Below are 12,144 nucleotides of genomic sequence, written 5' to 3' on the forward strand. Positions count from 1 at the left end.
GTGCCCTTCTGGATGTCCTACGGTGCGGTCCTTCGAGCGTAAGCGGCGGCTGCCGGGGCGCGAAGTGTACGTTTTATCCACCGGGCGAACTCGAACTGTACGGAGCATCCATGCCGAAGCCTGCCGGGGCCGACAGCCCGCCCACGCCCGCGGTCGGGCTCGGCGCGCTGCTCGCCGACCAGGCACTGGAACTGCGGCTGGTCGCCGGGCCGGATCGGGCGGAGGTGCACGGGGTGCACGCCTCGGAGATGACGGACCCGTCCCCCTACCTCCTGGGCGGCGAGCTGCTCCTCACGGCGGGGGCGGGCGACGCCGCCGATGCGGCCGATGCCGCCGACGCGTACGTGCGGCGGCTGGTCGGCTCGGGGGTGGCCGCGCTCGGGTTCGGGGTGGCGCCGCTGCACGCGCAGGTGCCGCCCGCCCTGGCCGAGGCCTGCGTCCGGCACGGGCTGCCGCTGCTGGAGGTCCCGCCGCAGACCCGGTTCACGGCCGTGGCCCGCGCCGTCTGGCGGCTCATGGCCGAGGCGCGGATCCGCGAGCTGCGCCGGGTCACCGAAGCCCAGCAGGCCCTGGCCGCCGCGGCCGCCCGCCCCGACCCGGTCCCGGCGGTGCTGGCCCGCCTGGCGGCCAGCCTGAGCGGGTGGGCGGCCCTGCTGACCCCGGCCGGCGCCGCAGCGGAGGGATCAGGCCCTGCGGGCGGCCCGCCCGGACCCGGAACCGCCGCAGTCGCGCCGGGCGGGCCGGCCGTGTCCGACGCCGCGGCGGCAACCGCCGGAGCCCCCGTCCGGGTGGTGCGGGCCGCCGGGGCGGGGCCCGCGCAGGAGGTGCTCGGCGCCGTCCGGGTGCTGGCGCGGCGGGTGGCGGACGGGGCGGCGGCCACCGCCACCGACGCCGTCGGCGGGACGCACCTCGCCGTCTACACCGTCGGCGGGGGCCGGGTGCTGGCCCTCGCCGCCCCGGTCCGGGCCCCGGGCGACCACGCCATCGCCTCCATCGCCGCCGTCCTGCTGGCCCTGCTCACCGCCGACCGGCCGGCCGGCGCCGAGGCCGCCGCGCTGGCCCGGCTGCTGCTCGGCGGCTCCCCCGCCGGGGCGCTGGGCGGGCCCGGGCCCTGGTACGCGGTCCACGCCCGCGGCGGCGCCGATCCGCAGGCCCTCGCCGCCGCGCTGGGCACCGTACTGCTGGACCCGGACGGTCCGGCCGTACGGCTCCTCACCGACCGGGAGCCGTCCCCGCAGCCCGGGTGGCGGCTCGGGGTCAGCGCCCCGGCCGGGCCCGACGCGCTGGCCGGCGCCGACGCGCAGGCCCGCCGGGCCCTGGACCGCGCCGAGGCGGCCCGGACCCCGCTGGCCCGGCACACCGACTCCGGCTTCGCGGGGCTCGTCGGCGAAGCCGAGGCCCGCGCCCACGCCGAGGCCCTGCTCGGCCCGCTCTCCCCCGCCCTGCGGGACACCCTGCGCGCCTGGCTGGCGCACCACGGCAGCTGGGACCGCAGCGCCGCGACCCTCGGCCTGCACCGCAACACCGTCCGCCAGCGCATCGCCCGTGCCGCGAGCCTCCTCGACCGCAACCTCGACGACCCGGACACCCGGATGGAGCTGTGGTTCGCCCTGCGCCGGGCGCCGGAGGCCTGACCGGCCCGGTCCAGGGCCAGCTCCGCCGTACGGATGGACTCGGGCCGTACGGCAGCGGGTGCGCCGCCCCGCGGCGCGTGGCGGCCTACGTTCGCACTGCATCCCCCCACCCCACCTGGAAAGGCAGTACTCGTGCGATCGATCCGCCCCGCCCTGACCGCTCTCGCCGTCGGCGGCATCATCCTGGCCGGCGCGTCCGCCGCCTCCGCCGACGACACCTTCACCGTGTACGCGCCGATCGACAACACGTACTCCATCGTCTTCGGCGACCTGACCCAGCTGGCCGGCGACGACGTGTTCAACGCCGGCCGCGACAACACCGTCGGCTCCCACAACGGCGCGGCGCCGGCCGGCGACATCGGCATGGCGGCGCTGCCCGGGACCCAGGTCATGAGCAACGAGTCCGGGATGCAGGGCGCCGCCGGCCAGTGGACCGGCAAGATCTTCGGCAGGTAGTCCCGCCGCCCCGCCACGATGTCCGGCGCCGGCCCGCCCTCTCGGGAGGCGCCGGACATCACACCCGGTCCCCCTCCCCGACTCTGGACAGCCCACCCGACCCACCGGTAACTTAGTAGTCTGAGCAAGCGCTTAGACACGGCGCGACAGCGCGACGGGCGACAGGATCGAGGAGGCGGCTGTGCGCCGTACCGTTTTCAACGAGGACCACGAAGCGTTCCGCGAGACCATCCGCGCCTTCATAGAGGCCGAGGTCGTCCCCGTCTACGACGAGTGGTTCGCGGCCGGCCAGGCGCCGCGCGACTTCTACTACAAGCTCGGCGAGCTGGGCATCTTCGGCATCAACGTCCCCGAGGAGTTCGGCGGCGCGGGCCTGGACACCCACAAGTTCGAGGCCGTCCTGTACGAGGAGACCGCCCGCGCGGGCGTGAACTTCGGCGGCTCCGGCGTGCACGTTCTCCTCGCCCTCCCCTACATCAAGATGCTGGCCGACGACGAGCAGAAGAAGCGCTACCTGCCGAAGTTCGTCTCCGGTGAGGAGATGTGGGCCCTCGCCATGACCGAGCCGGGCACCGGCTCCGACGTCGCGGGCATGAAGACCACCGCCAAGCTCTCCGAGGACGGCACGCACTACGTCCTCAACGGCTCCAAGACCTTCATCACCGGCGGCGTGCACGCCGACCGCGTGATCGTCTGCGCCCGCACCTCCGCCCCGCGCGAGGACGACCGCCGCTTCGGCATCTCGCTGTTCGCCGTGGACACCAAGTCCGAGGGCTACTCCATCGGCCGCAAGCTCGACAAGCTCGGCCTGCGCACCTCCGACACCGCCGAGCTGGCGTTCGTCGACGTCAAGGTCCCGGTCGAGGACCTGCTCGGCGAGGAGGGCAAGGGCTTCTACTACCTCGGGCACAACCTGGCCTCCGAGCGCTGGGGCATCGCGTTCGGCGCGTACGCCCAGGCCGCCGCGGCCGTCCGGTTCGCCCAGCAGTACGTCACCGACCGCACGGTCTTCGGCAAGCCGGTCGCGCACTTCCAGAACACCAAGTTCGAGCTGGCCGCCTGCCAGGCCGAGGTCGACGCCGCCCAGGCCGTCGCGGACCGCGCCCTGGAGGCCCTGGACGCCGGCGAGCTGACCCCCGCCGAGGCCGCCTCCGCGAAGCTGTTCTGCACCGAGGTCGCGCACCGCGTGATCGACCGCTGCCTCCAGCTGCACGGCGGCTACGGCTACATGAACGAGTACCCGATCGCACGCCTGTACGCCGACAACCGCGTCAACCGCATCTACGGCGGCACCAGCGAGATCATGAAGTCCATCATCGCCAAGTCGATGGGCCTGTAAGGGATTTACCCTTCCCCCCATGAACGAGGCACTGACGACGCTCCTCGAACTGCTCGACCTGGAGCAGATCGAGGAGAACATCTTCCGCGGTACCAGCCGTTCGGCGCTGGTACCGCGCGTCTTCGGCGGCCAGGTCGCGGCCCAGGCCATGGTCGCGGCCGGGCGCACCGTGCCCGAGGACCGCACCGCGCACTCGCTGCACTCGTACTTCCTGCGCGCCGGGGATCCCGGCGCGCCGATCGTCTACGCGGTCGACCGGATCCGCGACGGGCGCTCCTTCACCACCCGCCGGGTCGTCGCCGTCCAGCACGGCCAGCCGATCTTCCACCTCTCGGCGTCCTTCCAGACGTACGAGGAGGGCCTCGACCACCAGGCCGCGATGCCGGACGCGCCCGATCCGGAGACCCTGCCGACGGCCGCCGAGGCGCTTCCGGCGTACCGGGAGATCTTCCGCGACCCGGGCACGGTGGAGCGGCTGATCGAGGCGCGCGGCGCCGTGGACCTGCGGTACGCGACGGTCCCGCCCTGGGGCAGCGTCGGCAAGCCGGTCGAGCCGCGCTCGCAGGTGTGGTTCCGTACGGCCGGGAAGCTGGAGAGCGACGACGCGCTCCTGCACACCTGCCTGGCCACGTACGTCTCGGATATGACCCTGCTCGACTCGGTGCTGCTCGCGCACGGCCGGGGCGGCTGGGCGGTCGGCGACGTGGTGGGCGCCTCGCTGGACCACGCGATGTGGTTCCACCGGCCGTTCCGCGCCGACGAGTGGCTGCTGTACGACCAGGAGTCCCCGACCGCGGCCGCCGGTCGCGGCCTCGGCCAGGCCCGGATCTGGACCCAGGACGGGCGCCTCGCCGTGACCGTCATCCAGGAGGGCGTCGTACGCGTCCCGCGTGCGTAACACCCCCTGCGGTCAGTCCCACCAGAACCCCCAGTGCCCGGAGCCGGTCACGGCCTCGTCGGCGTACGCGCGGAGGCTGCCCGAGCCCTGCCAGACGTTGTCGGGGCAGAACGCGAAGTGCTCGGCGGCGACCGGCAGCGCCGCGGCCGTCGACGGAAGCGGGGCGGCCACGGACAGGTGGAGCTCGTCGAAGCCGAGGGCTATGACGCGGGCGCCGAAGCGGTCCTCCCACGAGCGCAGGACGGTGCTGATGAGGGCCATGTCGTTCTCGTGGTTCACCGGTCCCCGCCAGCCCATCGCGGTGGGTACGTCGGCCCCCCGGCCGGCGGGGACCAGCGCGAGGCGCGGACCGGGCAGGACCCCGTCCCGGATCAGCTCGTCGGCGAGAGTGAGGGCCACCGCCTCCGGGTCCTCCTGCGGGGTCCGGTGCTCCGCCAGGCCCGGCCAGTCGCGGCCGAAGGGGGCTATGAGCCCGGCGCCGTCGGGGCCGTCGCCCTCCTCGGGGTCGGGGACGACCCCGGCCCAGAACTCGCGCAGGACCGGCTCGACGTGGTGGTCGTCGGGGTCGGACATCGAGGCGGGGCTCAGCTCGTCGCGCAGCCACCAGCTCTCCAGGCCGCGCCGCTCCTGGAACAGCACCGCCTGAAGCCCCGCGGCGGCCAGGGCGGGACCGCGGCAGGCGGCGAGCGCACCGACGCCGACGGGCTCGTCGGAGACCCACAGCAGCGGCTCGGGCCGCGCCTTGGGCCGCAGCCGCGACCGCCCGCCGGGCCGGTCGATCAGCGCGCCCGGCGGCAACTCCAGCCCCAGGGCGCGGCCTTGCGGGTCGTCGGCCAGCACGGACAGCGGGTTCGGCGAACTCGGTGGATTCGTCACGCCTTCGACGGTAGCCGTCGGCACTGACAACGCCCTTTCACCGAAAGGGCGGTGGGGCCGACGGTCGGCTACGCCTCGGGCTGGGCCTTGAGTTTGGCCCAGATCGCTTCCAGTGCGGCTATGTCCGCGTCGTCGAGGCGGTCGTCGAAGACCTCGGCGAGAGCCTCGCGGCGGGTGGCGTCGGCCTCCGCGAAGGCGCGGCGGCCCGCCTCGGTGAGGGTGATGCCCACGGACCGGGCGTCCGTCGGGGACGGGACCCGTTCGATCAGGCCGCGGGCCCGGAGCGAATCGGCGACGCGGGAGACCTGGCTGCGGCTGAGCAGGGTCCTGGTGCCCAGCTCGGAGGGGGCGACCGGCTCCTGCTGCACGCTCAGCCACAGCATGACCTCGAACCACGACAACGGCAGGTCGTGCCGGCGCGTGAGCGCCTGGTCGACCTGGGCGGTGAGGGTGGTTCCGGCCCAGACCAGGCCGTAGAAGGCGTGGTCGCGGGCGGTGAGACCGTTCAAGTTGAGATTCGCGTGCGCCATGGGGGAAGGATACCGGGTTGCGTGCACGCACACACATCGTTAATGTGTGTGTGCACGCACAAATCTAGGGAGTCCTCCATGAGCACCAAGACCACCGCCAAGACCGTCCTCATCACCGGCACCTCCTCCGGCATCGGCCTGGCCGCCGCGGTCGCCTCCGCCCGGGCGGGCTGGCACACCGTCGCCACCATGCGGGACACCACCCGCGCCGACGCCCTGAACAAGGCCGCCGCCGAGGCCGGTGTCGACGACCTCGTCCAGGTCAAGCGGCTCGACGTGACCGACGCGGAGTCCGTGGCCGCGTGCGTGGCCGAGGTCGTCGCCGAGCACGGGCACCTCGACGCCGTCGTGAACAACGCGGGCGCCGGCTTCGTGGGCACGATCGAGCAGCACAGCATGGAGCAGCTGCGGAACGTCATGGAGGTCAACTTCTTCGGCGTGGCCGAGCTGACCCGGGCGGCGCTCCCGCACCTGCGCGCCTCGGGCGGCCGGGTCATCACCGTGACGAGCGTCGGCGGCATGATCGGCCAGCCGTTCAACGAGTCCTACTGCGCGGCCAAGTTCGCCGTCGAGGGCTTCATGGAGTCCCTGGCTCCGGTCGCCGCGTCCGCGGGCGTCCAGGTGGCCGTCGTCGAACCGGGCGCCGTAGCCAGCGAGTTCGTGAACAACGTCGGGCTCGACATCCCGGCGCTGACCGCCCAGGTGGGTCCGTACGCCCCGGCGCTGCAGGGCTACATCAACCACGTCCTGGAGGTCTTCGGCAGCGACACCGCCCAGACCTCGGAGCAGGCGGCGGCGCCGATCATCGAGGCGCTGACCGCCGAGAAGATGCCGTTCCGGATCCAGACCTCCGACTGGGCGCGCAACTTCGTCGGGATGAAGCTCGCGGACCTCGACGGCTCCGCCGTCCAGACCGAGATGACGAACTGGCTCGGCTAGTCCGCCAGTCCGCCAGTCCGGCAGTCCGGCAGTCCGGCAGTCCGCCAGTCCGCGCCGCACACGCCGGCGGGGCCCGGGAACGAGGCCCCGCCGCGCCCCGCTACAGCAGGCCGGCCGCCGACAGCAGGTAGGCCACCATCGGGTCGTAGAAGCGCGGGTCGCGGACGTGGTCGTCGAGGGGGACCGCCACCTGGAGGGTGCCCTCCGCCTCGCCGAGGAACAGCGCCGGGTCGTTGCAGTCGGCGTACCCCACCGCGTCCAGCCCGCGCTGCGCCGCGCACCCCGCCCAGCCGTGGTCGGCGACGACCAGGTCCGGCTGGGGGCGGTCCGCCGCCGCCAGGCCGTCCAGGATCGCGGCCATCGGCTCCGGGGAGTGGGTGTGCCACAGCGTGGCACCCCGCTCCAGCACCGCGACGTCCGCGAACTGCCACACCGAGCCCTCGTCCGCCACCAGCCCGGACGGGATCACCACGATCTCGCAGCCCGCCGCGCGCAGCGCCGCCGCCGTCGCCCGGTGGACGTCCAGCAGCCCGCCCGGGTGCCCCGTGGCGAGCAGCACGCTCTGCCGGTCCAGGGCCGCCTTCCGCAGCCGCGCCGCCATCCGGTCCAGGCCGGAGACGGTCAGCTCCGGGTCGATCGTGTCCTGGCCGAAGCGGTACGCGGCGTCGTCGACCACCCCGACCCGCTCCGCCATCACGGCGAGCACGTCCTGCTCGTCCGTCCAGCGGTCGCCCAGCTCCAGGCCCAGCCAGTAGTGCCGGTCGCCGTTGGCGAGCTTGCGGTAGTGCGACAGGTTGTTCTCACGGGGCGTCGCGACCTGACCCGAGATCCGGGTGCGGACCAGGTGGTCGACGAGTTCGGCGCGGCTCGGTACGTGCGTCTCTATCGGCTTCGGCATGCGGCCCATTCTGCCGCCGCCGGGCCCCGGGCGCCGGTGCCATTTCGACCAGCGGACGCGTCGCCTCACCCTCGCCTCACCTTCGCCCGACCCTTCGCCTCACCCCGACAGCGCCCCGAACGCCCCGTGCACCAGGCGCCGCAGCAGTGATTCCGTCGCCTCCCGGCCGAGCGCCGCCAGGTGCGGGGTGGAGTTGAGCAGGCCGAAGACGGCGTGCACGGACACCCGTACCTCCGCCTCGCCGACCTCCGGGTGCAGTTCCCCTACGACCTCCACCCACAGCTCGACGTACTGCCGCTGCAGCTGCCGTACGAGCTTGCGGTCGGCCTCCCGCAGCCGGTCCAGCTCCCGGTCGTGGAGCGTGATCAGCGCCCGGTCGTCGAGGGCGAAGTCGATGTGCCCGTCGATCAAGGAGGCCAGAACGCCCTCCGGATCGCCCGCGGCCTCGGCCACCCGGTGGCGGCCGCCCGTCAGCAGCCGCTCGCTGATCCCGACGAGCAGCTCGGCGAGCATGGCGTCCTTGCCGGCGAAATGGCGGTAGAGCCCGGGGCCGCTGATGCCCACGGCGGCCCCTATCTCGTCCACGCCGACGCCGTGGAATCCGCGCGCGGCGAAGAGGCGGGCGGCCTCGCTGAGGATCTGCTCGCGACGGGTCGGGGCGGCGGCTCTGGTGCTCATGGGAATCCATTCTAGACAGGGCCGTTAGCGCTCGTTAACCTAGGCGGTACATGCGTTAACGCTCATTAACAGCGTGCACCGAGCAAGGGAGCTCGACCGATGCAGCAGGCACCAGTGCTGACGAGCGCCGCGGACCCGGCGTCCGAGGCCTGGCGGACCAACGAGGCCGCCCACCGCGAGCTGACCGAGGGGCTGCGCGCCCGGCTCGACGCGGCCCGGCTCGGCGGCGGCGAGAAGGCCCGCGCCCGCCACACCGCCCGCGGGAAGCTGCTCCCCCGCGACCGCGTGGACACCCTCCTCGACCCCGGCTCGCCCTTCCTGGAGCTGGCCCCGCTGGCCGCCGAGGGCATGTACGGGGGCGCGGCCCCGGCCGCCGGGGTCATCGCCGGCATCGGCCGGGTCAGCGGCCGCGAGTGCGTGATCGTCGCGAACGACGCCACCGTCAAGGGCGGCACGTACTACCCGATGACCGTCAAGAAGCACCTCCGCGCGCAGGAAGTGGCCCTGGAGAATCGTCTCCCCTGCCTCTACCTGGTCGACTCGGGCGGCGCCTTCCTGCCCATGCAGGACGAGGTCTTCCCCGACCGGGAGCACTTCGGCCGCATCTTCTACAACCAGGCGCGCATGTCCGGCGCCGGCATCCCGCAGATCGCCGCCGTCCTCGGCTCCTGCACGGCGGGCGGCGCGTACGTCCCGGCGATGAGCGACGAGGCCGTCATCGTCCGCGGCCAGGGCACGATCTTCCTCGGCGGCCCGCCGCTGGTGAAGGCCGCCACCGGCGAGGTGGTCACGGCCGAGGAGCTCGGCGGCGGGGAGGTCCACTCCCGGATCTCCGGCGTCACCGACCACCTCGCGGAGGACGACGCGCACGCGCTGCGGATCGTACGGAACATCGTGGCGACCCTGCCCGAGCGCGGGGCCCTGCCCTGGTCGGTAGAGGCGCCGGAAGAGCCGAAGGTGGACCCGTACGGGCTGTACGGCGCGGTGCCGGTCGACTCGCGCACCCCGTACGACGCCCGCGAGATCATCGCCCGGATCGTGGACGGCTCCCGCTTCCAGGAGTTCAAGGCCGAGTTCGGCACGACGCTGGTCACCGGCTTCGCGCGGATCCACGGCCACCCGGTCGGGATCGTCGCCAACAACGGCATCCTGTTCTCCGAATCCGCCCAGAAGGGCGCGCACTTCATCGAGCTGTGCGACCAGCGCGGGATCCCGCTCCTCTTCCTCCAGAACATCTCGGGCTTCATGGTCGGCCGCGACTACGAGGCCGGCGGCATCGCCAAGCACGGCGCCAAGATGGTCACCGCCGTGGCGTGCACGCGGGTCCCGAAGCTGACGGTGGTCGTCGGCGGCTCGTACGGAGCCGGCAACTACTCGATGTGCGGGCGGGCGTACTCGCCCCGCTTCCTGTGGATGTGGCCCAACGCCAAGATCTCCGTGATGGGCGGGGAGCAGGCGGCCTCGGTGCTCGCGACGGTCAAGCGCGACCAGATCGAGGGCGCGGGCCAGGAATGGCCCGCCGAGGACGAGGAGGCCTTCAAGGCCCCGGTCCGTGCGCAGTACGAGGAGCAGGGCAACGCCTACTACGCCACCGCGCGGCTGTGGGACGACGGGGTCATCGACCCGATGGAGACCCGGCAGGTGCTGGGACTGGCCCTGACCGCGTGCGCGAACGCCCCGCTGGGCGACTCCGCTTTCGGCATCTTCCGCATGTGACGTGAGGACCTCTTCGATGTTCAGCACTGTTCTGGTCGCGAACCGGGGCGAGATCGCGGTACGCGTCATCCGCACGCTGCGGGAGCTCGGCATCCGCTCCGTGGCCGTCTTCAGCGACGCCGACGCGGACGCGCGGCACGTACGGGAGGCCGACACGGCCGTCCGGATCGGCCCGGCGGCGGCCGCCGAGAGCTACCTGTCGGTGGAGCGGCTGCTCGACGCCGCCCGGCGGACGGGCGCCGAGGCGGTCCACCCCGGCTACGGCTTCCTCGCGGAGAACGCCGCCTTCGCGCAGGCGTGCGCGGACGCCGGGCTGGCCTTCATCGGGCCGCCGGCCTCGGCGATCTCCCTGATGGGCGACAAGATCCGCGCCAAGGAGACGGTGAAGGCGGCGGGCGTGCCCGTGGTGCCGGGCTCGTCGGGCAGCGGGCTGTCGGACGCCGAACTCGTCGCGGCGGCCGAGGCGATCGGCATGCCGGTGCTTCTGAAGCCCTCGGCGGGCGGCGGCGGCAAGGGCATGCGGCTGGTCCGCGAAGCCGGTCTGCTGGGCGAGGAGATCGCGGCGGCGCGCCGCGAGGCGCGGTCCTCGTTCGGCGACGACACGCTGCTCGTGGAGCGGTGGGTGGACCGGCCGCGGCACATCGAGATCCAGGTGCTGGCGGACGCGCACGGGAACGTGGTGCACCTGGGGGAGCGCGAGTGCTCGCTCCAGCGGCGCCACCAGAAGGTGATCGAGGAGGCCCCGTCGGTCCTGCTCACGCCGGAGCTGCGGGCCTCGATGGGCGCGGCGGCGGTGGAGGCGGCGCGGTCGTGCGGGTACGTCGGCGCGGGGACGGTGGAGTTCATCGTCCCCGGCGGGGACCCGTCCTCGTACTACTTCATGGAGATGAACACCCGGCTCCAGGTGGAGCACCCGGTGACGGAGCTGATCACCGGGCTGGACCTGGTGGAACAGCAGCTGAGGGTCGCGTCGGGGGCCCCTCTCGGGTTGGCGCAGTCCGATGTCCGTCTGACCGGGCACGCGATCGAGGCCCGCGTCTGCGCGGAGGACCCGGCGCGGGGGTTCCTGCCGTCGGGCGGTACGGTCCTGGCGCTGTCGGAGCCGTCGGGCGGGTCCGTACGGACGGACTCCGGGCTGGTGGCGGGCGTCGACACGGGGTCGACGTACGACCCGATGCTGTCGAAGGTCATCGCGTACGGGCCGGACCGGGCGGCTGCCCTGCGCATCCTGCGGGGTGCGCTGGCGGACACGGTCATCCTGGGCGTCCAGACCAACACCGGATTCCTGCGGCGGCTGTTGGCGCATCCCGACGTGGTCTCCGGGGACCTGGACACCGGTCTGGTGGAGCGGGACCTGGCCGAACTCCTCCCGGAGGGCGTCCCGCCCGAGGTGTACGCGGCGGCGGGGTTGCTGCGGGGCTCTTTCCCCCGCCCCGCCCCTTCCCGAAACCGGGCTCTGCCCGGACCCGCGTCTCAAACGCCGGCGGGGCTGGGGGGTGACGCCACGGCGGGGCCGCAACGGTGGGTCGACCCGTTCGACGCCGCCGACGGCTGGCGCCTGGGCGGCACCCCCGCCTGGACGGTGCACCACCTCCGCCTCCCGGGTCAGGACCCGGTCAGCGTCCGTAGCCGGCCCACCCTGTCGGGGGGACAGCACACGGAGCTCCTCCTCGACGGCGGCGCCGGCCAGAATCCAGCCCCGTCGGCGTTTGAGGCGCGGGGTCTGGGGCGGAGCCCCGGCACACCGGCCCGGGGCCGGATCGTGGCCCGCACCGCCGACACCGTCACCATCGAACTCGACGGCGTCACCCACCGCTTCAGCCACGCCGCCTCCCCGGAGGGGACCTGGCTCGGCCGTGACGGCGACAGCTGGCACGTGCAGGACCACGACCCCGTCACCGCCGCCCTCACCGGCGCCGGCCACGCCGGCAAGGACACCCTCGCCGCCCCCATGCCCGGCACCGTCACCGTCGTCAAGGTGGCCGTCGGGGACAAGGTCGTCGCGGGCCAGAGCCTGCTCGTCGTCGAGGCGATGAAGATGGAGCACGTCATCTCCGCCCCCCACTCCGGCACGGTCACCGAGCTGGACGTCTCCCCCGGTACCACCGTCGCCATGGACCAGGTCCTGGCCGTCGTCACCCCGGACGAGGAAGAGAAGGAGGAGGGCGCGTGAACGGGCT

At 73.6% G+C, this 12,144-nt stretch carries 11 protein-coding genes; 7 read left to right on the top strand and 4 right to left on the bottom strand.

Annotation, left to right across the window (positions count from 1 at the left end; translation table 11 throughout):
• Window positions 1–110: 110 nt before the first annotated feature.
• The 4 genes from OG509_RS14210 (at window position 111) to OG509_RS14225 (ending at window position 4,327) form a co-directional block, all read left to right on the top strand.
• Window positions 111–1,634, top strand: coding sequence for a PucR family transcriptional regulator (locus tag OG509_RS14210; protein ID WP_406182944.1), 1,524 nt, complete (start codon window positions 111–113; stop codon window positions 1,632–1,634).
• Between the two features lie 132 nt (window positions 1,635–1,766).
• Window positions 1,767–2,090: a hypothetical protein gene (locus OG509_RS14215; protein ID WP_406182945.1), complete on the top strand. Its 324-nt coding sequence runs from the start codon at window positions 1,767–1,769 to the stop codon at window positions 2,088–2,090.
• A gap of 181 nt (window positions 2,091–2,271) precedes the next feature.
• Complete coding sequence (locus OG509_RS14220; RefSeq protein ID WP_406182946.1) at window positions 2,272–3,429, top strand: acyl-CoA dehydrogenase family protein; 1,158 nt, start codon at window positions 2,272–2,274, stop codon at window positions 3,427–3,429.
• 19 nt (window positions 3,430–3,448) lie between these two features.
• Window positions 3,449–4,327 carry an acyl-CoA thioesterase gene (locus OG509_RS14225; RefSeq protein ID WP_385577790.1) on the top strand — a complete coding sequence of 293 codons (879 nt, stop codon included), beginning with the start codon at window positions 3,449–3,451 and terminating at the stop codon, window positions 4,325–4,327.
• A gap of 12 nt (window positions 4,328–4,339) precedes the next feature.
• Here OG509_RS14225 and OG509_RS14230 read toward each other — a convergent pair whose 3' ends face one another.
• Together OG509_RS14230 and OG509_RS14235 are read right to left on the bottom strand one after the other, a co-directional pair.
• Complete coding sequence (locus OG509_RS14230; RefSeq protein ID WP_406182947.1) at window positions 4,340–5,203, bottom strand: DUF4253 domain-containing protein; 864 nt, start codon at window positions 5,201–5,203, stop codon at window positions 4,340–4,342.
• Between the two features lie 68 nt (window positions 5,204–5,271).
• Window positions 5,272–5,733: a MarR family winged helix-turn-helix transcriptional regulator gene (locus tag OG509_RS14235; RefSeq protein ID WP_406182948.1), complete on the bottom strand. Its 462-nt coding sequence runs from the start codon at window positions 5,731–5,733 to the stop codon at window positions 5,272–5,274.
• A 78-nt stretch (window positions 5,734–5,811) separates the two neighbouring features.
• Between OG509_RS14235 and OG509_RS14240 the strand changes: the two genes are divergently transcribed.
• On the top strand, window positions 5,812–6,672 hold the full coding sequence (locus OG509_RS14240) for an SDR family NAD(P)-dependent oxidoreductase (RefSeq protein ID WP_406182949.1): 861 nt from the start codon (window positions 5,812–5,814) through the stop codon (window positions 6,670–6,672).
• A gap of 100 nt (window positions 6,673–6,772) precedes the next feature.
• On the opposite strand, the gene OG509_RS14245 is transcribed toward OG509_RS14240, so the two are convergent.
• Both OG509_RS14245 and OG509_RS14250 read right to left on the bottom strand, forming a co-directional pair.
• Window positions 6,773–7,579 carry a phosphatase gene (locus OG509_RS14245; protein ID WP_385577802.1) on the bottom strand — a complete coding sequence of 269 codons (807 nt, stop codon included), beginning with the start codon at window positions 7,577–7,579 and terminating at the stop codon, window positions 6,773–6,775.
• Between the two features lie 90 nt (window positions 7,580–7,669).
• Window positions 7,670–8,248 carry a TetR/AcrR family transcriptional regulator gene (locus OG509_RS14250; RefSeq protein ID WP_406182950.1) on the bottom strand — a complete coding sequence of 193 codons (579 nt, stop codon included), beginning with the start codon at window positions 8,246–8,248 and terminating at the stop codon, window positions 7,670–7,672.
• 99 nt (window positions 8,249–8,347) lie between these two features.
• Here OG509_RS14250 and OG509_RS14255 point away from each other — a divergent pair, with 99 nt between their 5' ends.
• Together OG509_RS14255 and OG509_RS14260 are read left to right on the top strand one after the other, a co-directional pair.
• A complete protein-coding gene (locus OG509_RS14255; protein WP_406182952.1) occupies window positions 8,348–9,964 on the top strand; it encodes a carboxyl transferase domain-containing protein in 1,617 nt (538 codons plus the stop codon).
• 16 nt (window positions 9,965–9,980) lie between these two features.
• Window positions 9,981–12,137, top strand: a complete 2,157-nt coding sequence (locus tag OG509_RS14260) for a biotin carboxylase N-terminal domain-containing protein (RefSeq protein WP_406182953.1) — start codon at window positions 9,981–9,983, stop codon at window positions 12,135–12,137.
• Window positions 12,138–12,144 lie beyond the last annotated feature (7 nt).

It is taken from the genome of Streptomyces sp. NBC_01006 (assembly GCF_045162725.1).
Classification (GTDB): Bacteria; Actinomycetota; Actinomycetes; order Streptomycetales; family Streptomycetaceae; genus Streptomyces.

Excerpts from the sequence above, each read along its gene's own strand:
- OG509_RS14210 (WP_406182944.1), top strand. The coding sequence starts at position 111 with ATGCCGAAGCCTGCCGGGGCCGACAGCCCGCCCACGCCCGCGGTCGGG.
- OG509_RS14225 (WP_385577790.1), top strand. The coding sequence starts at position 3,449 with ATGAACGAGGCACTGACGACGCTCCTCGAACTGCTCGACCTGGAGCAG.
- OG509_RS14235 (WP_406182948.1), bottom strand. The coding sequence starts at position 5,733 with ATGGCGCACGCGAATCTCAACTTGAACGGTCTCACCGCCCGCGACCAC.
- OG509_RS14240 (WP_406182949.1), top strand. The coding sequence starts at position 5,812 with ATGAGCACCAAGACCACCGCCAAGACCGTCCTCATCACCGGCACCTCC.
- OG509_RS14245 (WP_385577802.1), bottom strand. The coding sequence starts at position 7,579 with ATGGGCCGCATGCCGAAGCCGATAGAGACGCACGTACCGAGCCGCGCC.
- OG509_RS14250 (WP_406182950.1), bottom strand. The coding sequence starts at position 8,248 with ATGAGCACCAGAGCCGCCGCCCCGACCCGTCGCGAGCAGATCCTCAGC.
- OG509_RS14255 (WP_406182952.1), top strand. The coding sequence starts at position 8,348 with ATGCAGCAGGCACCAGTGCTGACGAGCGCCGCGGACCCGGCGTCCGAG.
- OG509_RS14260 (WP_406182953.1), top strand. The coding sequence starts at position 9,981 with ATGTTCAGCACTGTTCTGGTCGCGAACCGGGGCGAGATCGCGGTACGC.